Origin of the sequence: Leptospira selangorensis (assembly GCF_004769405.1) — a bacterium.
GTDB classification, from domain to species: Bacteria; Spirochaetota; Leptospiria; order Leptospirales; family Leptospiraceae; genus Leptospira_B; species Leptospira_B selangorensis.
This window is the reverse complement of the sequence record NZ_RQES01000012.1, coordinates 178,834-203,063: the sequence shown is the minus strand read 5'-3', so window position 1 is coordinate 203,063 and position 24,230 is coordinate 178,834. Positions and strand designations below refer to the sequence as shown.

Annotated in this window: 20 protein-coding genes; 16 read left to right on the top strand and 4 right to left on the bottom strand. The window is 40.1% G+C overall.

Annotation, left to right across the window (positions count from 1 at the left end; all coding sequences use genetic code 11):
• Positions 1-18 precede the first annotated feature (18 nt).
• The 3 genes from EHO58_RS08975 to EHO58_RS08965 are packed head-to-tail and all read left to right on the top strand — an operon-like array spanning position 19 to position 3,112.
• The gene (locus tag EHO58_RS08975) at positions 19-1,158 is read left to right on the top strand and encodes a S1C family serine protease (protein WP_165780258.1); all 1,140 of its coding nucleotides are present in this window, start codon (positions 19-21) and stop codon (positions 1,156-1,158) included.
• A 9-nt stretch (positions 1,159-1,167) separates the two neighbouring features.
• Positions 1,168-2,199 (top strand): Holliday junction branch migration DNA helicase RuvB, encoded by a 1,032-nt coding sequence (gene ruvB, locus EHO58_RS08970; protein WP_135679688.1) that lies wholly within the window; start codon positions 1,168-1,170, stop codon positions 2,197-2,199.
• Positions 2,177-3,112, top strand: a complete 936-nt coding sequence (locus tag EHO58_RS08965; RefSeq protein ID WP_135628671.1) for an energy transducer TonB — start codon at positions 2,177-2,179, stop codon at positions 3,110-3,112. Before ruvB ends, EHO58_RS08965 begins: the two co-directional genes overlap by 23 nt.
• 36 nt (positions 3,113-3,148) lie before the next feature.
• Here the strand turns inward: EHO58_RS08965 and EHO58_RS08960 are convergent, their stop codons facing one another.
• Positions 3,149-5,191 (bottom strand): adenylate/guanylate cyclase domain-containing protein, encoded by a 2,043-nt coding sequence (locus EHO58_RS08960; protein WP_135679687.1) that lies wholly within the window; start codon positions 5,189-5,191, stop codon positions 3,149-3,151.
• Positions 5,192-5,419: 228 nt separating this feature from the next.
• Here EHO58_RS08960 and EHO58_RS08955 point away from each other — a divergent pair, with 228 nt between their 5' ends.
• Together EHO58_RS08955 and EHO58_RS08950 are read left to right on the top strand one after the other, a co-directional pair.
• Entirely contained in the window at positions 5,420-5,650 is a 231-nt protein-coding gene (locus EHO58_RS08955; RefSeq protein WP_100722981.1) for a type II toxin-antitoxin system Phd/YefM family antitoxin, read from the top strand.
• Positions 5,651-6,061: a type II toxin-antitoxin system VapC family toxin gene (locus EHO58_RS08950; protein WP_135628669.1), complete on the top strand. Its 411-nt coding sequence runs from the start codon at positions 5,651-5,653 to the stop codon at positions 6,059-6,061.
• Positions 6,062-6,128: 67 nt separating this feature from the next.
• Here the strand turns inward: EHO58_RS08950 and EHO58_RS08945 are convergent, their stop codons facing one another.
• Positions 6,129-6,488: an LIC12806 family lipoprotein gene (locus tag EHO58_RS08945; RefSeq protein WP_135679686.1), complete on the bottom strand. Its 360-nt coding sequence runs from the start codon at positions 6,486-6,488 to the stop codon at positions 6,129-6,131.
• A gap of 4 nt (positions 6,489-6,492) precedes the next feature.
• The gene (locus EHO58_RS08940; RefSeq protein WP_135679685.1) at positions 6,493-7,485 is read right to left on the bottom strand and encodes a hypothetical protein; all 993 of its coding nucleotides are present in this window, start codon (positions 7,483-7,485) and stop codon (positions 6,493-6,495) included.
• 106 nt (positions 7,486-7,591) lie between these two features.
• Here EHO58_RS08940 and EHO58_RS08935 point away from each other — a divergent pair, with 106 nt between their 5' ends.
• The 5 genes from EHO58_RS08935 (at position 7,592) to carB (ending at position 14,570) form a co-directional block, all read left to right on the top strand.
• Complete coding sequence (locus EHO58_RS08935; protein ID WP_100722977.1) at positions 7,592-7,783, top strand: hypothetical protein; 192 nt, start codon at positions 7,592-7,594, stop codon at positions 7,781-7,783.
• Between the two features lie 5 nt (positions 7,784-7,788).
• Complete coding sequence (locus EHO58_RS08930) at positions 7,789-8,355, top strand: hypothetical protein (RefSeq protein ID WP_425269437.1); 567 nt, start codon at positions 7,789-7,791, stop codon at positions 8,353-8,355.
• Positions 8,352-8,945 (top strand): RsmD family RNA methyltransferase, encoded by a 594-nt coding sequence (locus tag EHO58_RS08925; protein ID WP_135679684.1) that lies wholly within the window; start codon positions 8,352-8,354, stop codon positions 8,943-8,945. The genes EHO58_RS08930 and EHO58_RS08925 overlap by 4 nt, the downstream gene beginning before the upstream one ends.
• Complete coding sequence (locus EHO58_RS08920; protein ID WP_135679683.1) at positions 8,926-11,187, top strand: sulfatase family protein; 2,262 nt, start codon at positions 8,926-8,928, stop codon at positions 11,185-11,187. The genes EHO58_RS08925 and EHO58_RS08920 overlap by 20 nt, the downstream gene beginning before the upstream one ends.
• 71 nt (positions 11,188-11,258) lie before the next feature.
• Positions 11,259-14,570 carry a carbamoyl-phosphate synthase large subunit gene (gene carB / locus EHO58_RS08915; protein WP_135679682.1) on the top strand — a complete coding sequence of 1,104 codons (3,312 nt, stop codon included), beginning with the start codon at positions 11,259-11,261 and terminating at the stop codon, positions 14,568-14,570.
• A 411-nt stretch (positions 14,571-14,981) separates the two neighbouring features.
• Here the strand turns inward: carB and EHO58_RS08910 are convergent, their stop codons facing one another.
• Complete coding sequence (locus tag EHO58_RS08910; protein ID WP_135628663.1) at positions 14,982-15,302, bottom strand: hypothetical protein; 321 nt, start codon at positions 15,300-15,302, stop codon at positions 14,982-14,984.
• A gap of 360 nt (positions 15,303-15,662) precedes the next feature.
• Here EHO58_RS08910 and EHO58_RS08905 point away from each other — a divergent pair, with 360 nt between their 5' ends.
• The 6 genes from EHO58_RS08905 to EHO58_RS08880 all read left to right on the top strand — a co-directional run bounded on the left by EHO58_RS08905 (position 15,663) and on the right by EHO58_RS08880 (position 24,230).
• Positions 15,663-15,860: a hypothetical protein gene (locus EHO58_RS08905; protein ID WP_086446179.1), complete on the top strand. Its 198-nt coding sequence runs from the start codon at positions 15,663-15,665 to the stop codon at positions 15,858-15,860.
• 141 nt (positions 15,861-16,001) lie between these two features.
• A complete protein-coding gene (locus EHO58_RS08900; RefSeq protein ID WP_135679681.1) occupies positions 16,002-17,480 on the top strand; it encodes a flagellar hook-length control protein FliK in 1,479 nt (492 codons plus the stop codon).
• A 10-nt stretch (positions 17,481-17,490) separates the two neighbouring features.
• Positions 17,491-18,216, top strand: a complete 726-nt coding sequence (locus EHO58_RS08895; protein ID WP_135679680.1) for a flagellar hook capping FlgD N-terminal domain-containing protein — start codon at positions 17,491-17,493, stop codon at positions 18,214-18,216.
• A 30-nt stretch (positions 18,217-18,246) separates the two neighbouring features.
• Positions 18,247-19,641, top strand: coding sequence for a flagellar hook protein FlgE (flgE, locus tag EHO58_RS08890; protein ID WP_135616978.1), 1,395 nt, complete (start codon positions 18,247-18,249; stop codon positions 19,639-19,641).
• Positions 19,642-19,798: 157 nt separating this feature from the next.
• On the top strand, positions 19,799-22,153 hold the full coding sequence (locus EHO58_RS08885; protein ID WP_135679679.1) for a cyclic nucleotide-binding domain-containing protein: 2,355 nt from the start codon (positions 19,799-19,801) through the stop codon (positions 22,151-22,153).
• Between the two features lie 94 nt (positions 22,154-22,247).
• Complete coding sequence (locus tag EHO58_RS08880) at positions 22,248-24,230, top strand: HD domain-containing phosphohydrolase (RefSeq protein WP_135679678.1); 1,983 nt, start codon at positions 22,248-22,250, stop codon at positions 24,228-24,230.

Below are 24,230 nucleotides of genomic sequence, written 5' to 3'. Positions count from 1 at the left end.
TCCCGAGGACAGGAATCCATGAAAAAAACCGACAGATTCAAAAATTTCCTGGTGATAGGCATATCCGTAATGGCCGGAGTGATCCTCTCTCCGATCTTGTATTGCGGAACAGGAAATGACAGTGCATTATTTCTAAATGCAAAATCAGATAGAGAGCCAAGTGCATCTGCGAAAGCAGCAGTCTCCATCCAAAAAGCATTTGAAGAAGTTTATGAAAACGTTTCTCCAAGTGTTGTTTTAATCGCAACCGAAGGAACAGTAAACGTTCCTCAATACAATGATCCATTCCAAGAATTCTTTTACGGACCTCAAGGTAGAGTAAGAAATCAAAAAAGAAAAGTGAGCGGACTTGGTTCCGGTTTTATCCTCAATAAAGAAGGATATATTCTCACCAACGATCACGTAGTTCGTAATTTCGATAAATTTAAAGTAGTTTTTAAGAATGTTAAAGAGCCTGTTTCCGCTAAGTTGATCGGAACAGACCCGATGATCGACGTTGCCCTTTTAAAGGTAGAAGCGAACCAAGATCTTCAGCCGATTGAGATAGGAGATTCTTCTGCCGTGAAAGTGGGAGACTGGGCGATCGCGATCGGTGCTCCATTCGGTTTGGAACAATCCATGACTGTAGGAGTAATTTCCAAAGTAGGAAGAGGTGGAATCGATAATTCTGGAGTTCATTATATCCAGACGGATGCTGCGATCAACCAAGGAAATTCAGGAGGACCACTTCTCGATATTAATGGAAGAGTGGTAGGTATCAACCGTATGATCGTTTCTCCAAGTGGTGGATCTATCGGTCTAGGTTTTGCTATTCCAATCAATGAAGCTAAGGCAATCGTAGAAGAATTAAAATCCGGTGGAAAAGTCAAACGTGCTCGCTTAGGTGTCGCGTTGGATGATCTTACCGAAGAAACCGCAAAAGAACTCAAACTTTCCGGACCGGAAGGTGCATTCGTTCGCCAGGTACAGAACGGTAGCGCTGCCGCCGAAGCAGGTATCGATGTAGAAGACGTGATCCTGGAAATAGACGGAACAAAGATCAAGAACGCAAACGATGTGGTTTCTAAGATCAGAGCTTCTAAAGTAGGACAACGTGTTTCGATTGTCGTATTTAGAAAAGGCCAGATCTTAAAAATTTCAGTCAAGCTGGCGGAGTGAATAAATCTTTTGGCAGGACATACCTTAAATCCGGAGGATAAATTTGACGATGAGATATCTCTTCGTCCCTCCTTATTCTCCGAGTTTATAGGACAAAAAGAGATCCTGTCCAATCTAGGTGTTTTTGTAGGCGCCGCTAAAAAAAGAGGCCAGGCCCTGGATCATGTACTTTTATCAGGGCCTCCTGGTCTTGGCAAGACTACACTTGCCGGTATCATTTCCCAAGAACTTGGCACTAGGATCGTAGTAACTTCCGCTCCTGTTTTGACTAGAGGAGCAGACCTCGCAAAATTACTCACCGATCTGGAAGAGAGAGATATATTATTTATAGATGAAATTCATTCCTTAGGCCGCAAGGTAGAAGAGATCCTATATCCTGCGATGGAAAATTTCATGATCGATCTTCTTGTGGGAGAGGGGATCACAGCTCAGACCATTCAGATCAAATTAAAACCATTCACTTTGATCGGCGCCACCACTCGGAGCGGACTCATCTCTGATCCACTCAAGAGTAGATTCGGTATCCATTTCCGTTTGGAATATTACGACGATGCTGAAATGAAAGATATCGTCCTTCGATCTTCCAAGATCTTGGGTTACGAGATAGAAGAGAACGCCGCATTCGAGATAGGAAGAAGGTCCCGAAAAACTCCAAGGATCGCGAACCATTTACTCAAAAGAGTAAGGGACTTTGCAGAGGTAAAAGGAGAAAAACAGATCCGAATCCCCGCCTGCGAAGAGGCTTTTTTCCGCCTGGGGATAGACGAATTGGGCCTGGATAGAATGGATCGCCAGATTTTGGAATGTATGATCGATAGGTACAAGGGTGGCCCTGTTGGTCTAAAACCGATCGCCGCAGTAATCGGAGAGGAAGAAAGGACTCTGGAAGACCATTACGAATCCTACATGGTAAGAGTTGGCTTGATCAATAGAACCTCTTCCGGTAGAGTAGCCACGGAGAAGGCTTATAAGCTGATGGACAGAGTCCCTCCGGCTTTCGGCAAAAGAATAGAAGAAGATGCGGCTCCCGGCCTTTTTTAAAAGTGAAATAGATAATACAGGAGATTTAGGAGAAGACGATCGTCGCCTTCTATTCGCTGCTTTTTTCGTATTTGCATTCGCTTCATTCTTAGTAGCTCACTTATTCACACGCAATATTCTATTTAAGATCTTGGGAGAAGACCCGATCGTTCAGGTAAAAGAAAGAGCGGAACGAGAAAAAATTTACGAAGTCCTATTAGAGCAGGAGTTCGTAGACAAAAAGATCAAGGACGAATACAAGGCATTGTCTAATGTAGAGTCTGCGGGTTCCGGTGGTATCACCAAGGAGAAAGGTTTTCATACACTTTCTCCTTTTCGTGAATTCGTAATGGGAAATATTTTCAAAAATCCTTCCAAGGCAAGTCCTCAAAATGCCCAAAAGAAAACGGAAGAAGAAAAAGTATATGAGGTCGCTATCCTAAAACAGGATCCCGTAGAATTTACGAATCCTAATGAACAAACTCCGGAGCAAACTCCAGCTACCGGAAGAATGACAAAAATCCCAATGAATTATCGTTTCCAACAAGATATGTTATTTCGTTGGGATGGAAGTTCTTCTATGAGTATTCCTACTAAGAAGTTAGTGGGTTATGAATATTTCAAAAGAATGCTCCGCCAGATTGAGCAAAGTTTTTCTCCTCCCGGTGGAGGAAACTTTGGATATCGTGACGGCGCTGGAACAGTGATCCGAGAAGCGATAGAACCTGGGGAAGCAAAAGTCCAATTTTTATTAAACGATGCGGGCCAGGTTATCGATACAAAACTAATCTCTTCCCAAGGACAATCCTTAGTGGACCAATCCTGTGTGGATGCTTTAAGAGGGCAAAATTTCGGAAGAGTTCCTGAAGATGTAAAAGCGCAAGGAATGATTTACGGAATTACTTTTATCTTCCCTCGTATTTATAGAAGATAATAATTCCAACTTTCCGTTCGTACTTCGTTTAGAAGATCATACCGCGCTTAATTTCAGATTTAATTCGTTTCTTAGAGATTCGAATTTTTCGTTTGGAGAAATTCCTTTTGTGTCCAAGGAAAGTTCAGGGCGAATAGAATTCACAAAATACATATCCACTTCTCCTTTTCCTTTTGCTTGGACCTTTCCTCTATGCTCGCATACAAAAAAATCTTTCACTAGTTCGTAGGTGGAGCCTGAAATATTTAAATGCCCCGGTTTACCTGAGGATTCCATTCTACTCGCAAGATTGACCGCATCTCCCCAAACATCATAAGCGAATTTATTGGATCCTATTACTCCGGAAGTCACCGGTCCAGTATGAACACCAACTCTTAATTCCCAGAATTGAAGTCCCATTTGTGATTTGGACTCAGCCATCTTATTCATAAACCTTAGAAATTCTAAACCGGCCAAACAGTTGTCCACTGGGTGAGTAGAGTTCGTATTAGGAATTCCTCCGGCACACATATAAGAATCACCGATTGTTTTGAGTTTTTCTAAACCTAAACGTGATACGATTGAATCGAATTCGGAAAAACAATTATGTAGGTCTTCTACCAGATCTTTTGGTACCATCTCCGCTGCAATTTTAGTAAATCCTACAAAGTCCGTAAATAGTATGCTTGCAGATTCGTAATATACGGGAGTCACAGATCCTTTTAATTTTAATTCTTCTGCAACAGGTTTAGGAAGAATATTCAATAATAGTAAATCTGTTCGGTCTCTTTCTTCCGCTAGTTCTTTTGTTCTTTCTACTACCTTTTTCTCCAGATTGACTGATAATTCTTCGCTGGTATTGAACGCAGTTGCGATCCTTCTACCCAACAAAGCCGCATCTGCAAATGTCAATAAGAATAGACCGGCAGGAGTTAGATACCCAGGTCCGACGTGGAATTGGTAAAAAATAAAGTCATTCAAAACGGCTGCAAAGAATATTCCCAAACCGAGTAACATTAATTTTGCGCCTTGTAAACCTTTGAATATAGCTATGGTCAACATGATCATACCATATATTCCGCCCAATACGATCAATGCTTGGTAATAAGGGAGTGTATAACTGAAAAGTGCAGGAGGAAGGACTATAATCGATAAACATGGAGGGAGTGATAATGTTAAAATAACGATCATGGATGTTTTCCTGAATTGAGCAGGATACAAAGTCCTCATAAACATAGCCATAAAAGGTACGCCTAAATAAAAGGAGAGATATTCTACACGTATAAAAATATTCCAAGGAACATTTCTGAACGCTTCTCCTATAAATCTTTCTCCGCTGGTAAGTACTCTGGAAGTGATAGCAAGACAAGTAAGGGAGAACCAAAGGATCTCCATTTCTTTTTTGCGAAATAGGAAAAGACCCATATGATAAAGACCCATGATGAGTAAAGATCCTGCCAAAAACGCGTTAGTCATTCTGTTCCGATCTCTTGCCGCAAAAATTCGGGAAGAGTCACCGAGTAAGATCGGCATTTGGAACCCGCCGTTTCTATGGTAGTGATTCGAAATATGCATCACTAGATCCACTTGTTTTGAATGAGAAACGGAGCTTGTTTGAGCAAGATATTCGGGACTTTCTTCTTCCGGAGAAGGGCCTGGATGCCCATTATAAGCGACTAACTTGCCGTTCCAATATAAGGAATATGCAGAACCTTGGCCGTCGTCTATTCGTATTGCAAGATCGGGAGCATGTTCGGGTAAGTATAATCTTAGGTGATAGGTGATGTATCCTATTGCAGGTAAAGGTTCTCCTTTTAAAGGATGTCCATTCCATACACCAGGAACAGGAATGAACCCGCTTGGATCTGAAACAAGATCGTCTTGGAAATTTTTAGGAGGAATGAGTTCCTTCCAATAATATCTCCAGTCTCCGTTTAATTCTACTGTTCCATCTTTTTCGAAATCCCAATTGCTTAGATCTAAGATTCCATTTTCCGCCTTGGGTCTTTCTTTTCCTTTTGCTTCGGCACAGGAGAAGAATAGAGAACAAATAAGAATTGCTAAAATAAAAAAACGAGTTTTACGACGTGAATCACTCATATGCGTAGGAATCAATAGGGGAGAAAAAACTCATTCCAGCGAGCATTTTTTGTGATCCGGTCGGTACTTCTGAAATTATTTAATGGAAGAATGTCTACATCGCTCATTCGAGTAGTTTGGGAAATCTGGGGCATATATTCTTTTAAAATTCAAGTGGAATGAGGATTCCGGGGAATTTCGAATAAAAAACTGGACACTAACGACTGGTCATATTATAATTCTAGAAGTATGCAACTTTCCGCTGCCGAATTCAAAACCAAATGTCTAAGCCTAATGGACAGAGTCCACGAAACCCAGGAAGAAGTGATTATCACTAAACATGGAAAACCTGTGGCTAAGCTCGTGACTATCAAGGATAGCACTGCTGCCCGCCTATTCGGTTATCTAAAAGGAAGGATCCAAGAGAATGAAGATATCGTTCCTAGTTTAGGATTACGTTGGGATGCGGATTCTAAATAGATGATCGTTCTGGATACTCATGCATGGATCTGGCTTATGGAAGGAGATCCTAAAATAGAGAAAGAACCTATTCTTAGGAAATTATATAAGCATATCCCTAATAGAGGGTTATTCGTTTCCGAAATATCCGGTTGGGAAGTGGGAATGCTCGTTGCCAAAAAAAGGATCCAAATCTCCGGAACCTTGAATCGATGGTTGCAAGATGCATATAACGCTCCCGGGATCCAACCTCATCACTTAACTCCGGAAGTAATTGTAGAAAGTGTAAATTTACCTGATTCCTTTCACGGAGATCCGGCGGATAGGATCATCGTAGCAACTGCGAGAGTTCTAAATGCGGAACTTGTTACTAAAGATAAAGAAATCATTAAATACGGTAAAAAAGGAAACCTAAAGGTAATTTCTATATAGCCCGTTTTGAAGTCCGGATTATCCACGAGTATTCAATTTCGGGTGTTAGGAAGCGAAGCGACTAATATTAAAACAGATCCTTGATTGCCTTCCATAGTTTGGCGTATTCTTTCTTTCTCTCGTCTTTATCTTTCAATTTTAATAATGTTTTTTGGAATCCGTTTGTGCCCGTGATCTTTACTCGGTTTTCATTCAGAACTTCTACTTCGTAGAATACTTCGTCCACTTTATAAGAAAAATTCAAGATACTTGTGGACTTCATTGGATATTCTTTATCCTCTAAGATCGCCTTAGAGTTTCTGAAGTCCAGATACACACATTGTGTGTTTTTAAGCATCGGCTCGCAGAATTGTCCTGCGGGAGGTGGAACCGGCTTTATTCCACATCCTAAAAAAGTTAAAAGTAAAATAGAGAAAGAATATTTCATTTTCTTAATCCTCTACGGGCAATTTTGTTTTCAGGGTTTGGTTTTTAGAAAGGATCTCTCTCGCTAGGTTTAAAACTTCTTCTTTTCTATCGCCCGAGCTCGGATAATATTCTTCTAATAATACGATCGCTTTAGGAGAAAGGTTTTGGTAATAAAAAATCCTTGCTTCTAAAATTTTGGAACTTCCGGTTAAAAAATCCTCATTTATATTTTTGACCCTTCTTAAATAATTTAAGGAAGAAACATATTGGCCAGCTCTGAATTCGGATAATGCGATCAAAAAATCCGATTCTCTTGCGGAAAGTAGGAGGGAGCCTGAGATATCCGGCTGAGAAAGTATTTTTTTCAAGAACTCGGTATTTCCAGAAAGCGCACTTCCTACCAAACAGGTCCAAGCATAACCCGATTTCAATTCAGGACTTAATTTTTCAGGCTCTATCGAGATCAGAAGTTTATTTAATGCGGAACGACTCAATTTTTGGCGGATGGATTCTCCGAACGCTATCAGATAACGATTGTCAGTCGATTCTAAGAATTCAGGGTCAATTGCTTGTGCCCTCAACGCCTGTCTATATGAATCTTCTACAAGAGGAAGGTAAGAACTGTCTTGTTCTAAAAATTCCTGGAAACCTGTGTATGCAATTTTGGAAAGAGTGACGGAATCGAATCTAAAACCTAATAGTAAAAATTCATAATATCCGGAAAGAGCAGCATAATGGTAAGAGATCCCTTCTTTTGGATTAGAAGTGACGAAATCTTTTGCGGTAGATTTGAATTCTTTGATCTCTCCTTCTTTTGGCTCACCTTTTACGATCCCTTCTTGGAGTAGTTTTCTCTCTTTCTCGAGAAGTAAACGTCTATCTCCTGCGAACAGATTTTTGATATCTTGCCTGAAAAAAAATGCGATCCCTGCCAAACCTAGCAGGATCAAAAAGAACACTAACGGTTTGTAATTCGCTTTTTTTCTGTAACTTCTGTGGTTGGCTTGGTAGAGCATGTATAAAGTCAGATTCTAAAAAAAGCCTGGACCTTTCACTTATTTTTTGGGGTTGGAATTCCTACTCTAGCTTGACTCTCGGACCCCTCCTGGATTCCGTGTAAATATGCCTTATAATTATGATTTTGACGAGGATTACGAAACAGACGGCGACGAGGATTACCTCGACGAGGACGCCGTAACTTTTGTATGCGAGGATTGTGATCATCGTTGGGAAGATGATGCAGAAGGATCTTACGACGGCCCAGAAAATCATATCTGCTCCATGTGTGGCTCTTCAAACGTAATCGAACTCTAATCTTTTTGCGGTCCGGCTTTTTTTCTAAAGCATTATTTCGGGCCGCTTCCCTAATACTTACCGTAATCTTTTTATTTTCGACTTCTATCCACTCGGTTGATTTCGATCAAGTGTATGAATATTATAAAAAAGGAAACTACGACACCTTAGTAAAAGTTTCCAGATCCGGACTTAGATCAGGAGAACTGGATTATAAGATCCTTTTATTATACGTTGCTTCCGAGTCCAGTTTAGAAGAGATAGATAAGACCCTATTAAGCATTTATTCCAGATCCAAGGAACAACCTTCTATTTTTTATAATTCCGTTTTTTTATTTTTAGAACGTGCACTTGTTTTAGAATCTTATGAATCAGGCACTCGCTGGGGAAAAATTTTCCTGAATAAGGGAGAGTCTTCCGTTCGATACTCCGAAGGTGTTTACACATACGCCTGCATATTGTATTCTTCTCAGGAATATGAGACGGCGAGTTCCGTTCTGGCAAGGCTCAAATCCGTTCCCTCGGATTCGAAATTGGGGAAACGGATCCGGATATTAGAGATGAATCTGGAAAAGAGAAAAGAGGAAAAATGAAACCGGGAAAAAAAACAAAAGGTTCAAAGGGTTTAAGGATCCAGACCGGGGAATTGAAAGGAAGATTGATCCCTTCTCCAGTTAGCCCTGAGGGTAAGAGTAATTTTACCCCTGCGATCATTAAGAAATCATTATTTGATATTATTGAATCTCTACAGCTCCAGGGTCGTTTGAATCTGGAAGATTCCGCATTTATAGATCTATTTGCCGGTTCAGGACAAATGGGGATAGAATCATTGAGTAGAGGTTTTGCCAGAGCAGTCTTTTTGGAACTTGCCTGGGATAGATTCGAAAGCCTAAAAGGTGTTTTGGATAAATTAGGAAAACCTCATTTAGTTTTACGCAAAGACGCTTTTAGATTTTATTCCGGCTTCGATATTCCCGAAAAAACAAAAGTGTATTTTATGGATCCTCCTTATTCTTTCTGGGATAAAAAAACTGAAAAATTGAAAAACGTAGTGGAGGAGATCGCCCAAAATGAGCCAGGTGTGGCTGCGATTATCGTTCAGTCTCCTCTTCCTTTGAACTGGGAAGGATTTACTCCTCGTTCTTTCGGAAGGAATACTTTGAATGTCAGAGTTCTGGCTTAAATTTAAAAATATCATCCGATCGGAATTTAACTCCGGAAATCCTTGGATCCATTCGGGGGTTTTCGTATTTGTTCTGACCCTTCTATGCCTACTCACCAATACTTCTTTACATGTGATGGGAGTGGATATCAGCGAATTTATTTCTCTTTTTTACGGGCTGATTCCTTTATTGCTGAGAGATTTAGGCGGAGTATTCGCTTCTTCTTATGCTTTTTTTGTAGGAGCAGCGATCTTATCTTTAGGTCCTGATTTTTCCGAATGGAAACATGGAAAGAATATTAGAATATATAAAATTTATCTAATTCTATCTTCTGTTTTATTTCTATTGTTTTGTGGATCTGTTTCCGAGTATCCGCAAGTTTATGGAGAATTTTTCTATTATAGACATTCTTGGATGGTCGGATTTTTATATTTTATTACGGATCATTTTTCTCCCTTCTTCTTTAAATCTGTTCTGTTTTTATTTTTAGTCGTACAAGTGGCCAGAACCGGTTTGGCTTTTTGGAAATCCAAGTCTTACATATCTCTGATTCGGTATTCTGTTTTTATAATATTATTCTATTCTTTCCATCTTTTGGGATCCGCTTGGGGAGTTTTGGTCGCTTCAGCATTTTATTCCTTCGATATCCAATTTTCTAGATCTAAAAAAGATTTGGCCTTTATTGCGATTGCGCTCTTTGGTTTTGGATTTTCTTTTTTTAATCGCGCCCAAGAAAATAGAGCCGTATCTAAAGAAGTTTTGGAACATTCTTCGAATACGAATGTGCTTATCATCTCTGCGGATAGTATCCGCCAGGACCAATTAGGATTTGTAAAAGGAGAGAAGGATAAAACTCCGAATATAGATCGACTTGCTTCCGAATCTCTTGTGTTTCGGGACCATCATTCTACGATTCCTAGAACATTTCCTTCCTGGGCGGATTTTTTAAGCGGAAAATATTCTTTTGAACATGGGATACAGGATATGTTCCCGGATAGAGAAGATCGTTCTAAGTTGGGAAATTCCGTTCCCACACTTCCGGGTATTTTAGGAAAATCTCATAGAACGTATGTGGTTTCTTCATTTGCCGGAGATATTTTTCCGAGAGCGAATTGGGGATTTCAAAATGTATATGCTCCTAATTTTAGTGCGGAAACTTTAACCCAGCAGAGAACGATTGAATCTCAGGTATTTTTTCTTCCTGTTTTGACCGGGACCTTTTTTGGAGGAGGAGAATATCTTTCTTCTATCAGATCTCTTCCTAGCCTGGGAGATGATTCTCGCATTCTTACCGATCTATTTTCAGTATTTGATAAGAAGGATCGTCCCTTTTTTGCTCTGTATTTTTCTTCGGTAACTCATTTCCCTTATAGCCCGCCTTATCCTTTTTATAAGAATACTGATCCGAGTTATTACGGACCTTCTAAATATTTCCGTTTCGTGGATCCGAGTAATTCGGAGAAGCCTGATAAAAGGGAACAGGAGCAAATCCGATCTATTTATTCAGCCTCATTAACCGCCTTTGATTTTTCCGTCGGGAAAATTTTGGAAGAACTGAAAAGAAGAGGGCTGTACGATGATACACTTATCATTTTCACCTCGGATCATGGAGAGTCCTTATTTGAAGAAGATCATAGTCATGGCCATGGAGAACATTTAAGAGGGGAAGGTGTTACCAAAATCCCTCTTATCATCAAATTCCCTAAGTCTTTCGAAAGAAAAGAAACCAGGAATTTTAAAGGGATCACTACTTCTTTAGATCTTTTTCCTACTGTTTTGTCCACTCTAGGAGTTCCAACAAACCCGGAACTTTCTTTGCATGGAAGGGACCTGACCAAACTTCCAAAGACGGATATCTGGCCGGAAGATCGTTCGGTATACTCTGAGACCGGGATTTGGTTCTCGGATCGAGGGGATCATTTTTTTCAGAAGGATAGGATCCGTTATCCGAATATTCTGGAGCTACATACAATCGATCCGAATGACGGGAATAGTGTGACTGTTTCTGATCCTTATGCAAAAGAGACCGTTCTTTTTTCCAAACATAGAATGCTCCAAACCGGGACTAAGAAGCTGATTTACATTCCAAGTCCTAACGGAGTCGTGTATACCTGTTATGATCGAATTTCTGATCCATGGAATACGAAACCTCTTCCTGCTTCTTATTGTGGGGATTTACAACGTAAGTTGGAGCTCCTACTGATCGGTTCAGGGAAATGGAAGAAGGCGGGAGATTATTTCCTCCCAAAATCAGAACTTTGATCTAACCGCTTTTTTCTTTCTTGTTCGGAAAGACTTGAAGTACAGGCCAGAATAAAAATCCTGGAAATAATATGCCCAAAAGGGAAGATCTCCGCTCCGTTCTGATCCTGGGATCCGGGCCGATCGTTATCGGCCAAGCCTGTGAATTCGACTATTCCGGCACCCAGGCCGCCAAAGCCCTTCGAGAAAAAGGAATTCGAGTTATTCTTCTCAATTCCAATCCTGCTACTATCATGACTGATCCGGATCTTGCGGATGCCACTTACGTGGAACCTCTGACTGTTTCAGTCGTCCAAAAAATTTTGGAAAAGGAAAAGCCGGATGCGATCCTACCTACTGTAGGAGGTCAAACAGCATTAAACCTTGCATTGGCCTGCCATAACGCTGGATTATTAGAAAAATATAATGTAGAACTTATCGGTGCCAAAATTGACGCGATCAAAAAGGCAGAAGATAGAGAACTATTTAAGAAAGCTATGGAGAAGATCGGGGTTAAAGTTCCTCGCTCCGGGCTCGTGACGAATCTGAAAGAAGCGGCAGAGATCAAGGCTCAAATAGGACTTCCTCTCATCGTAAGACCTGCATTCACTTTGGGTGGAACCGGTGGAGGGATCGCTTATGACGAAGAGACCTTTGACGAAGTGGTCGGAAAAGGTCTTAAGGCTTCTCCTATCAGCCAGGTATTATTAGAACAATCCGTTCTTGGTTGGAAAGAATTTGAGTTAGAGGTCATGAGGGACCTTGCGGATAACGTAGTAATCATTTGTTCTATTGAAAATATAGATCCTATGGGAGTTCATACCGGGGACTCTATCACAGTTGCTCCTCAACAGACACTTTCCGATAAGGAATACCAAAATTTAAGGGATATGTCCATCAGTATCATCCGAGAGATCGGAGTGGAAACAGGCGGATCCAATATCCAATTCGCAGTGAATCCAGAAGACGGCGATGTGATCGTGATCGAGATGAACCCTCGTGTTTCCAGATCTTCCGCACTTGCTTCTAAGGCGACTGGATTCCCTATCGCAAAGATAGCTGCGTTACTCTCCATCGGATATTCCTTGGATGAGATCAAAAACGATATTACAAGAGTTACTCCTGCTTCTTTCGAACCATCTATCGACTATGTGGTGACAAAGATCCCTAGATTTGCTTTTGAGAAGTTCCCTGGTACGGACGATACACTCGGAGTCCAGATGAAAGCCGTGGGAGAAGCCATGGCAATCGGAAGAACTTTCAAAGAAAGTTTCCAGAAGGCGATGCGCTCCCTTGAAATCGATAGATTCGGCTTCGGTTCCGACGGAAATTTCGCGGAGTTAGTCGAGTTCCATACTTTATCTGTTCCTCAAAGAAAAGAAAGAATAGATTCATTCTTACGCAGACCAAACGATAAACGGATCTTCTATGTTAAAAAAGCATTAGAAGAAGGTTATAGCGTAGAGCAGATCCATAACCTTTCCAAAATAGATCCTTGGTTCTTATACCAATTCGAAGACCTACAGAATTTAGAAAAAGAATTTGCTCAAAAAGGGAATTCAGTATTGGGGAAACTGAAAAAAGCGGGATTCTCCAATAGACAATTGGCATTTCTTGCTAAAAAAGCAGAAATAGAAAAGATACTTTCTACTTCGCAAACTCCTGATAAGAAAAAAGCAGAGATAGGTTCTATCCTCAAAAAAGAAGAAAAAAATCTGGAAGAAGTATTAGAATCTTCTAAAATAGAACCGATCTATAAGAGGATCGATACTTGTGCCGGAGAATTCGAAGCTTATACTCCTTATTTCTATTCTTCTTACGATGAAGAAGACGAAACAAATGTAACATCTAAAAAATCAGTGATCATCTTGGGCGGCGGACCGAACAGGATCGGACAAGGGATCGAGTTCGATTATTGCTGTTGCCACGCTTCCTTCGCCCTACAAGATCTGGGAGTGGAATCCATCATGGTGAATTCCAACCCTGAAACAGTCTCTACCGACTACGATACTTCCGACAGATTATACTTCGAACCTCTTACCTTAGAAGATGTAATTCAGATCTATAAGAAAGAAAAACCGGATGGAGTGATTATCCAATTCGGTGGACAAACGCCTCTCAAACTTGCAAAAGATCTGGAAAGTAGGGGAGTTCCGATTTTAGGAACAAGCCCTGATTCTATCGATAGAGCGGAAGACAGAAAACGTTTCGCAGAAGTATTAGAAAAACTGAAATTGATCTCTCCTAAAAACGGAATAGCTACTTCTATGGAAGAAGCTAGAAAGATCGCAAATAATATCACTTATCCTGTGCTTGTTCGCCCAAGTTATGTATTGGGCGGAAGGGCAATGCTTATCATCAGCGAAGAAAAAGAACTGGATAAGTATATGGAGAAGGCTGAAGAAATTTCAGAAGACAGACCATTACTCATAGATTCCTTTTTAGAAGATGCTGTAGAAGTGGATGTAGATGCACTTTGCGACGGCAAAGATGTATTTATCGCAGGGATCATGGAGCATATAGAAGAAGCGGGGATCCATTCAGGAGATTCTGCATGCGTTCTTCCTCCACAATCCTTGTCCAAAAAAGTATTGGATGATATTAGGATCGCGACAAGAGCACTTGCATTAGAATTACAAGTCAAGGGTCTGATCAATATCCAGTATGCAGTTAAGGAAGAAGTAGTTTATGTGATCGAGGTAAACCCTCGCGCTTCCAGAACGGTTCCTTTTGTATCCAAAGCTCTTGGTCATCCTATCGTAAAATATGCTACCCGTATCATGATGGGAGAGACATTAAAACAACTTCCTCTTCCAAAAGAAATGGCATTCCCGACAGTAAATGTGAAGGAAGCAGTATTACCTTTTAATAAATTTCCCGGAGTGGACACAATCCTCGGACCGGAAATGAGATCTACAGGGGAGGTGATGGGAATCGCCGATACCGCTGGGGAAGCATTCTTAAAATCTCAGTACATGGCCGGAGAAGAACTTCCTTCTCAGGGAACTGTATTCGTTTCCGTGAACGATAAGGACAAAAAGGATCTACTCAAGTATATCAAGGATCTTTCCGATTTAGGATTCATTTTGATCGCTACGGAAGGAACTCATAAGTTCTTATCCGAAAATGGAATACTTTCCTCTAAGATCAATAAGGTATACGATAATCAGTTCCCTACTGCATTGGATTATATCCGCGAAAACAAGATCCATCTTATACTGAACACTCCTCTTAGTAGAGTGACCAGAGATGATAGTTTTGCGATTCGCCAAGCAGCAATCCGTTATAAGATACCTTGTTTAACTACTGCAAGTGCAGCTAAGGCTTTGATCAAAGGGATGATAGAGATGACTGATAAAGGTTTCACCATTCGCTCTCTACAAGAGATCCATAGTTCTAAGTAAGTCTTGAATTTTTAGTTTATTCTAAGGTTCCACCTAAGTTCGAACAATCTATACCTGCGGAATTTTTGTCCCAAGGTGTAGATCCGGTAGTATAATAGATTTTTTTCAAACTATAATCGTTTATTGAACAAGTCGCAACACTACTAGTCTTTGAACAATTATCAACTGGATTTGACTTTGGAAAGTAAATAGCGCATAATCTTTCCATCGAAATATCTAAATATACCTTTAACTTTGTGCAACTGGATGACTCCGGAGTATTACAAGAGGTATAGTTTGGCAAATCTAGCCAGTTGCTAGCGGGAGCACTGCAACATCCCGGTGAATCATTCGGGAAAGGCGCAGATAGATAGAAAAACAATAATAGTACCAAACCGAAAGGAAAAAGGATCTGTAAGAAGTTTTTTCTAATCATAAAGTGGAATAAATTCCCCTTAGATTTGTTTCACAATGTTCCGCTGATTCGGTATTTCCCCAAAAGTTTCCATAAAAATATTTTAATCTAAAGATAGATGTTTCTTTTAGAAGGGAACATTCAGCGGATTTTCCAGATAGATCACAACTGACATTATGTTTGTACTGCCCTCCTCGAAAATTGCAGATACTTAAATGGGTCGATTCATTTGTTGCATTTTCGAATTGAATACAATCATTTTGTAAAACGCAAGAGCCGGAAAATTGCGGAGTTTGAGTAAGAAGTAGATAAAGAATTGCTTTTGCGGCCGGGTCCACTACATTTCCTACACAAGGCGCGGGGCATTCACAACCGGTTGCAAAGAATAGTAGAAATAAAAACATTATTGTTTTAGGATATAACTTTTTTCGATTTATCATATATATTGAAGATGCATATTTAACGTTAGTTGTTCATTATCAGGGACAAGCGATTTTTATCACTATCTTTTATTTTCATGGATCTGTAATGGGTTTCCAAGTTTTGTTTATACAAACGGGATATAAACCTCAGTGATCCTTTACTCTTTTTCTCATTTTGCTAGTTTATGATATGGATTGATTTTTTGTCAATAATGAGACTCAAAATCAATTTGACAATTTTCTCACAAAAAAGAACCTTCGAGGAAAGAGGACAAAATGGAAGAATATTGCCGCCCGATCCGGATTTCTGAGAGAAACTACTTTATAGTGGATCTATGTGCCAATTGTGGACATGTGCATCTGCACTTTGAAAATGGCTCCCTTAAAATGGACCTTCATAAGTTGGAAGACCTACATAAAACCGTCCAGGATGCCCATGCATGGATCTTGGAAGAGCTTGCAGGTTATAATTGAGCAGTAGTTAACGCCTTAATGCAATCATTGAAAATTTGCGGATTTTCAATGTGACATAACCCAATAAAGGAAGAAGATAATCTTATAATTATATCAAGGAATCCGTAGATCTTTCGATCCTTATACTGCAAGGGGCGAACTATGCAGATCAGAACGGAAGGACCAGGCAGAGAAGAAGGATATTCGGTATCAGCGGAACCAAAGGTATCTAACGTTTCTGAAAAAACTTCCGCTCCTTCCGTGAGCTTTATGGATCTGATGAAGTCCATTCAACTCCGCTCCCAAAAAGTTTTGGAAGAAGGGCAGAAGTCGGAGATCAAAGAAGAAAGAACTTCCGAATTAGAAGAGTCCAAAGAGCCTGAATTATTTGTAAGATCCGAAGAGGAAGAAGTAGAAGAAACCGATTCCGAAGAAGAGAATGAAAAATTAGTTCGTCTTTCCGAGAAGAAGATCCAAAAGGCGGAATTAGGAGAAACTGATTCTGAGATAGGAGAAGAGATTGATGCAGAATTCGAATCAGAAGAATTAGATTCTCCTTTTATCACTCAGATGAGCATATTCTTGGCGGGACTCGAGTCTAAAAAAGAAAAGGATATCGCGAGCGCTGCAAATCAAGAAGAGTCAGTATCGCCCAAAAAAATCCAGAAACATTCCAAAGAAGAATCTACTAAGGCTGAACAAAAAGAAGAAGCAGGAAATGTTTCTGCTCTAAAATTAAATCAGCCGGAAGAAAAACGTTCTACTAAAGAAGCCAAAAAAACTCCAGAGAAAGAAAGTCTGGACGAAGGTTTAAAAAGTTTGGAAGAAGCGCGTAAATTTTCCAAACCTGCAAACGAAGAAAAGATCCTAACCGTATTAAAAGATTCTCATAAAGAAAATTTTATTCCTGAATCGGATAATTGGAAAATCACTAGAGAGAAAAAACAAGAAACTCTTTCTATGGTTTCCAAAAACCAAGCGGCGAAAGCGGCTCAAGTAGAGGAAACTTCTAAATCGGATACTTCCGGTAAAGGTTCTGGGAATCAGGATTTCTCCCAAAGAAACGGGAGCGAGACCACATTTACCCTTTTAAAAGCCGGCCTTGGGGTAGTGGAGAAGAACCAAGAAGTCTCAGGACAAAATTCTAAAACTTCCAAAACTAATTCGGGTTCCGCTCTGGATCGTTCTCAAATGAAGGAAAACTTCCAGAGATTGGTTCAATCAGCAAAATTGAATATAGTCGAGAATGGCAGATCGGAAGCTACTCTTAGATTGAATCCTAGAGAGTTAGGAAGAGTTTCCTTACGTATCACTGTAGAGGACGATAAGGTCCAAGGTAAAATTTTAGTAGAGTCCGATCAGGTGAGAAAATTATTTGCAGGTGATCTGGAACAACTTCGCAAAGATTTTAAAGAGCAAGGACTAGATCTTCAGTCCTTAATAGTGGAGTCAGAGGATTCATTACGTATGAGTTGGGATGGACAAGATTCTTCCCGATTCTTTGACCAAGAAGGTTTTGGATTTGATGCTTCCGGTTTTTCGAATTCTTCCGATTTGGAAGAAGTTCCAGAAATGGACTCTATAGAAAATTCAGAATTCGCCGAAAAGAATACTGATAAACGCTTAAACATCTTGGTTTAAGGAGAGGATCATGCCTGAAGCAAACGCGGTTTCTAATGAAGCTACACGTAGCCGTTATCTCGAAGGAGACAGAAGTTACGATTTAAGGAAGCATTTTGATAAATTGGAGAAAGAAGAAAAAAGCGGTCTCCAAGGTATCGAGGTCCGTTCCACTGCGAAAGCATTAGGAAAAGATGATTTTCTAAAACTGTTGATCACTCAACTTTCTTCCCAAGACCCTACCAATCCTGTTAAAGACCAAGACTTTATCGCGCAGATGGCTCAGTTCTCTTCCTTAGAGCAGATGAATAATATCTCCCAAGGGATCGGTAAGATGACCAATCGCCAAAGTTTCTCTCTTGTAGGAAAAATTGTTTCCGGTCCTGATTTTGTGACCGGAGAGAATGTAGTAGGAACTGCAGGAGCATTATTCTTCGACGGAGAAGGTAAATCTTTCGTAAGAGTGAACGGTAGAACTGTAGAAATCGATGCAATCACTTTGATTACTGATCCTGCAATACTCAATCAGGAAGAGGGGAAAGCTGGAGCACCAGCTCCGAAAACTGCAGGACCTACCGGAGCAGGATCTTCTCTTAATGCGCCTGTAGGAGCTCCTACATCGCAATCTTTACAGTCCCAGCAAACACAACAATTTCCAGAAACATTACAAAACCAGAATGATTCCGGTTTTGAAGAAACAAGTTCCGGAGCTCCAGGCTGGAGTTTTCCCGGAAAACCGAACGATAGCAATTATTAATTAAATAGAAAATTTCGAGGTATAAGCGCCATGATGAGATCCCTTTATTCAGGAGTTTCCGGTTTAAAAAACCACCAAGTGCGGATGGACGTAATCGGTAACAATATTTCCAACGTGAACACCCACGGTTTTAAAACGGAACGTGTTACTTTCCAGGATATGATCTCCCAAGAGTTAAGAGGAGCTTCTGAGCCTAAGGAAAACATCGGAGGGGTCAACCCTCAACAGGTCGGTCTTGGATCATTGATCGCTGCGATCGATAAGATTATGACCCAAGGTTCTTTGCAAACTACTGGCAAGAACACTGACGTTGCGATTTCTGGAGAAGGTTTCTTTATCGTTAAAGATGGAGACAAACAATTCTATACCAGAGCCGGTGCGTTTAACTTAGATAAGAATGGCTATTATGTAAACCCTGCAAACGGGTTGAAGGTGCAAGGTTGGAATTCCCGCCTCGATGAAAAAGGGAATAAGTATATCAACTCTTCTGCATCTATCGAAGACATCGTAATTCCGGTATATTCTAAAGAACCTGCAAGAGCTACTTCCAAAGTGGATTTCAGATCCAACTTGAATTCTTCCGTGCAAGCAGTTCCGCCTGATGCTACTCCTGAAGAGATCACTGCAATGATCAATGATCCGGATCCTAAGGCGAGAAGAGGGCATGTCACTACTATCAAGGTTTTTGATGACCAAGGTGCTGAGAGAGAATTCAAAATGGAATTCTATAAAGTGCGCGAGAATACTTGGAAAGCAAGAACATCCTTAACTGATTCTACTCAACTTTCAGTGGATGTTGCGGCAACAGGTGGACAAAACACTCAAATGCCTGGACTTACCGAGCTTGAGTTCGGATTCACTCCTGACGGAAAGATTGTTTATGTTTCCGATGGAACAGATGTGATGAACACGGGGAAATTGAGCGCGAAAGTTTCTTTCAAACTTCCTGGTAATCCGCAAGTTCAAAGTTTTGATCTTTCTTTAGGCGAGACTGGAATGGTAGACGGGATCACCCAATTTTCTTCCGACTTTACTACTAAAGCAGTGAAACAAGACGGATATACTATGGGATATCTGGAGTCTTTCTCCATTGATAATTCCGGAACTGTTACAGGTGTTTATTCCAACGGTATTAAACAACCTTTAGCAAGAATTGCGACTGCAGTCTTTAATAACCCGGCTGGTTTGGATAAGGCTGGAGATACAATGTTTGCATTCTCCAATAACTCGGGTGAACCTTTGATCGGAGAAGCCGGTATTGCAGGTAGAGGAAAGATCAACGCGGGTCTATTAGAAATGTCGAATGTGGATCTTTCTGATCAGTTTACTGATATGATCGTTACTCAAAGAGGTTTCCAAGCGAACTCCAGAACGATCACTACCACGGACCAAATGTTACAGGAAGTCCTGGGTCTGAAACGTTAATCGTTAACTTAGATCTCCTATTCATTTTGTTTGCGCCCGTGGGAATTTTTCCTTCGGGCGTTTTTCTTTCATAAACCTCATAAAAGTATATTTCCGATTGCAGTATCTATTTCTTCTACTTAGCTTGTTTTTTTAGATTATACCTGAGACTAACGCAGTGAGAGAAAAAAAGAAAAAAGTCGGAACAAAAAACAAACAGGATGGGAAGAACAGTCGTTTCGGATCTGTATTTTCATCCAACCAGGAATTATTCCGGGATTGGGATCCGGAAGAAGCCTCCTCTTTTGCAGGACTTTTCGAATATAAATCTGTAAACTCTGGCACAGTCCTCATTGCTTCCGAAAAATCTTCCTCCTGGTTCTATTTCCTTTTAGAAGGAAAATGTGAAGAATTTACTAAGGCTTCTTCCGGAGAAGAATTAATGATCCGAAGCCTCGGGCCCGGATCTCATTTTGGAGAGGCAGGATTCTTTCATTGGAAAGAAGGAAAGTTCGGAGTAAGAACGGAAACGGACTCTAAACTTTTAAGGATCAGTGCTAAAAGTTGGCATAAATGGGAAATTGAACATCCGGAAACTTCTAAACGTTGGAAGGAAAGATTAGAGACTAAAAGATTTTTCAGGATGGCGTCTTATGAACCTAGTCATAAGGAACTTTTAGGATTTATATCTAATCTTGAATTACTATTTCATATAGATCGTAAAAAAATAGGAGAATTGACTCCTTACCTGAGATGGTTATATGTTCCAGGTGGAGAAAGGCTTATGCTCCAAGGAGAACCTGGAAATTCACTTTTTGTAATATTATCCGGAAGATTTAGATACAGCGTTTCCGACGAACAAGGAAATATTACGGGAGAAGGAGAATTTGCAAAGGGAGATATCATTGGTGAGATGTCTTTACTCACAGGAGAGCCTCGTTCCGCTTCCGTATATGCAGTTCGTTCTTCTCAGGTAATCCAGATCTCCAGGAATGGATTTAGAAAATTTATCTCTGAATCTCCGGAAGCCTTATTTCATGTGACCGAAACAATCGCCAGAAGATTGGGGCAGAAAAATAGAGAGTCTTCCCGTTTTGGTAGAAAAGTTCATACGATCGCATTAGTTCCGGTCACGGAAGGTTTTCCACTCAGAAGTTTTTCAAACGAACTTTCCAAATCTTTAAAATCATTCGGTTCCGCATTTCCGGTAAACGAGGAAAAACTTTCTAAGTTTTTAAAAGATAAAAAAATCTATCAAAAAAATGGAATACGATTCGGGATCCCGGATATTCTCTCTTGGTTTGGCGGTTTAGAAAAGGAATATGATAACGTAGTATTCGAAGTAGGACCTTCTGGAGATCCTCTTTGGACGGAAGCGAGCCTTAGGCAAGCGGACCGTATACTTCTTCTTGCCGAAACCGGGAGACCAATATTAAAAAATTCTTATTCTTGGAATTTGATCCAAGGAGAAAGTCTGGGTGAAACCACGAAAGAATCCGTAATCTATTTGCAGTATTCTTATAATCGTTGGGAAGAATTAGAAAATACTCTACATGAATTGCCGGGCCAAAAGCTTATCTTGAGAAAGAATAGAGCCGGAGAATTCGATCGGATCGCAAGAAGATTAGAAAGTAGATCCGTAGGAATTGCCCTATCGGGTGGAGGTGCAAAAGGTTTTGCACATTTAGGATTACTCAGATCCTTAACAGAGGCAGGTATACCGATCGATCTGATCGGAGGAACTAGTTCGGGATCCATTATGGCCGGATTATTTGCGATGGGTTATGGATTCGACGAATCTCTTAGGTTGATCAAAGAAGTTTGGATAGAAGCAAAACTTACAAGAGATTATACACTCCCGTTCGTTTCCATTTTAAGAGGTGCTAGATACTCCAGGGCTATCAAAGAATTTTTCGGGGATAGAAAAATAGAAACCCTATTGATCCCTTTTTTAGCTGTGGCATGTGATCTTACAAATTCAAAACCGAAAGTATTCGAAGATGGAGAAGTTTGGAAGGCGATTAGAGCGAGCACATCTATACCGGGGATCTTTCCTCCATTCTATACTGACGGCGCTTTGTTTGTGGACGGCGGACTTTGGGATAATCTTCCTGGTTCTCTAGTGAGAAGAAAAGGTGCAGATGTATTGATCTCCGTAGATTTAGGAGCGGGCTCTCAACCGAATAAGGACCAAACGTACGGATTACTCGTCGACTCAAGATTTCCGGGAGAAGGACCTTCTGCCTTAAAACTTTTGGGAAATCAGTTCATGAAAAAGGAAGATAAATATTCCTTCCCTCATATAGGTGAGTTGTTCATGAGATCTATGTTATTATCCAGTCGAAATAATCTTCTTAAAACAAAAGAAAATTCTGATATATTCGTCGAATTACCGGTGAGAGATTTTTCTACGTTCGATTGGGACGAATACAAAAGATTATATGAAATAGGTTATGAGCATTCTCAAAAATCCGTAAAGGATTGGGCAAAGATCATTAAGGATAAAGTATATTCGGAAAGGAAGAATAATTAGGCCAAACGGCCGTTTTTCGAAGATTACGTAAGGCTAAAACTTAAAAAAACTCCTTTTCACGATTTTAAAAGATGCTTAGGATGGGATAATCAGGATGGAATCCAAGTTTAAGCAATATATTGTAACGGATTCCGCGACTCTTGCCGGAAGGCTTTCGATCCTCCGCACCAAGATGACGGCTGATCTGATCAATCTAAAAGACTTTTTTGAGTCCGTAGAGATTAGAGACACTCCTCAATTCGTAGACATTTTATTTTATATCTCCGACAAAACATTAGAATCGGAACATAGTAAGATTAGGGAACAGCTAAAGAATAATCCTCTGATCTTGGCAAGGTTCATTCTGAATGCCGACCTTGGTTATGAAGGTTATAAAAATACCGAAATCGAAGATGATCTGATTTTTGGAATATTACCTGAGATCACTTCCGACCTTCATCTTTCTAAAACATTCGCAAACGGATTTTTACATCTGCATATGATCACTGATCAGTTTGATCTATTACATAAGATCAATACTGCAAAATATGAGATCAACCGATTGACTAGGATCGGTATTAGCCTCGCTAACGAAAAAGATTTTGATAAACTTCTAAGAGAGATCTTGTATAGCGCAAGAGAGATCTGTAACGCTGATTCAGGTTCCTTGTATCTAGTAGAACAAGACGATATCGGATTTGTTCGGAACCTACGTTTCAAAATTTCCGCATTGAGCATAGATACGGAGGAGTTTATTCTTCCTATCAATAAATCCAGTATTGCAGGTTATGTTGCGGAGACCGGTAAAGTTTTAAATATCCAGGATGTATACGATCTGCCGGAGGATGCTGAATTCTCCTTCAATAATAATTTTGATATATTATCGAATTATCATACAAAATCCATGCTGGTTGTTCCTATGAAAGGCCATAGGGGAGACGTAGTCGGAGTACTTCAGCTCATCAATCGTAAGAGGAATTTTAATCAAAAATTGACTGTGGACCAAATGAAAGGAGATGAGATCCAACCTTTCGATGATTATTCCACGCAATTGGTGCTTGGAGTTGCAGGACAAGCTGCAGTCGCCATTCAAAACAATTATTTACTTAGAGAGATCGAAACATTATTCGAAGGATTTGTAACTGCATCCGTAAATGCGATCGAAGCAAGGGATCCAACCACGAGTGGTCACTCCTTCAGAGTGGCCGTATTGACAGTGGGACTTGCGGAAACATTAGATCGTGTGGACTTCGGAAAATATAAGGAAACAAAATTTTCCAAGGAACAACTCAAAGAGATCAGATACGCTTCTTTACTTCATGATTTCGGAAAAGTAGGAGTCAGAGAAAAAGTTTTGGTTAAGGCCAAAAAATTGGAAGATCTGGAGATCGGTCTAATTGATTGGAGATTCCGCTATTTAAAGAAAGATTTCGAATCTAAATTGAATTTAAGAAAAGTGGAATATTTAAAAAAACATGGACCTACCGGATATTCCGATTTCGAAAAAGCGATAGAGTTTGAATTTAACGAAGAATGTAAAAGACTCACTTCTATGTTCCAGATCATCAGCCAAAGTAATGAACCTTCTATATTAGAAGAGGCTAATTCTCAGTTCTTGGAAGAAATCGCTAAGATGCAATACATTACAACCGAAGGAGAAAATGTAGAACTTATTTCTCCTTACGAGTTCGGATTTTTAACCATCAAAAAAGGTTCTTTGGATTTTGACGAAAGAAAAGAGATAGAATCCCATGTGGAGCATACATTCCAATTTTTGAGTAAGATCCCTTGGACAAATGATCTAAAAATGGTGCCGACAATCGCGCATGCTCACCATGAAAAATTAAATGGAACAGGATATCCAAGAGGACTTTCCGGAGAAGATATCCCGATCCAATCCAGGATCATGACAATCTCGGATATATTCGATGCATTAACGGATCAGGATAGACCTTATAAAAAAGCAGTTCCGGTAGATAGAGCATTGGACATTTTAGAAATGGAAGCCAAGGAAAATCATTTGGACGGAGATCTATTAAAAGTATTCGTAGAGTCCAAGGTCTGGGAAAAATTAAACCACCAAGGACATATTAAATAA

Bases quoted from the DNA above. Each gene is read 5' to 3' on its own strand.
- EHO58_RS08935 (WP_100722977.1), top strand. From the start codon at position 7,592: ATGCCTTATAATTATGATTTTGACGAGGATTACGAAACAGACGGCGAC.
- EHO58_RS08920 (WP_135679683.1), top strand. From the start codon at position 8,926: ATGTCAGAGTTCTGGCTTAAATTTAAAAATATCATCCGATCGGAATTT.
- carB (WP_135679682.1), top strand. From the start codon at position 11,259: ATGCCCAAAAGGGAAGATCTCCGCTCCGTTCTGATCCTGGGATCCGGG.
- EHO58_RS08965 (WP_135628671.1), top strand. From the start codon at position 2,177: ATGCGGCTCCCGGCCTTTTTTAAAAGTGAAATAGATAATACAGGAGAT.
- EHO58_RS08975 (WP_165780258.1), top strand. From the start codon at position 19: ATGAAAAAAACCGACAGATTCAAAAATTTCCTGGTGATAGGCATATCC.
- EHO58_RS08880 (WP_135679678.1), top strand. From the start codon at position 22,248: ATGGAATCCAAGTTTAAGCAATATATTGTAACGGATTCCGCGACTCTT.
- EHO58_RS08950 (WP_135628669.1), top strand. From the start codon at position 5,651: ATGATCGTTCTGGATACTCATGCATGGATCTGGCTTATGGAAGGAGAT.
- EHO58_RS08945 (WP_135679686.1), bottom strand. From the start codon at position 6,488: ATGAAATATTCTTTCTCTATTTTACTTTTAACTTTTTTAGGATGTGGA.
- EHO58_RS08925 (WP_135679684.1), top strand. From the start codon at position 8,352: ATGAAACCGGGAAAAAAAACAAAAGGTTCAAAGGGTTTAAGGATCCAG.
- flgE (WP_135616978.1), top strand. From the start codon at position 18,247: ATGATGAGATCCCTTTATTCAGGAGTTTCCGGTTTAAAAAACCACCAA.
- EHO58_RS08905 (WP_086446179.1), top strand. From the start codon at position 15,663: ATGGAAGAATATTGCCGCCCGATCCGGATTTCTGAGAGAAACTACTTT.
- EHO58_RS08900 (WP_135679681.1), top strand. From the start codon at position 16,002: ATGCAGATCAGAACGGAAGGACCAGGCAGAGAAGAAGGATATTCGGTA.
- EHO58_RS08960 (WP_135679687.1), bottom strand. From the start codon at position 5,191: ATGAGTGATTCACGTCGTAAAACTCGTTTTTTTATTTTAGCAATTCTT.
- EHO58_RS08895 (WP_135679680.1), top strand. From the start codon at position 17,491: ATGCCTGAAGCAAACGCGGTTTCTAATGAAGCTACACGTAGCCGTTAT.
- EHO58_RS08940 (WP_135679685.1), bottom strand. From the start codon at position 7,485: ATGCTCTACCAAGCCAACCACAGAAGTTACAGAAAAAAAGCGAATTAC.
- EHO58_RS08955 (WP_100722981.1), top strand. From the start codon at position 5,420: ATGCAACTTTCCGCTGCCGAATTCAAAACCAAATGTCTAAGCCTAATG.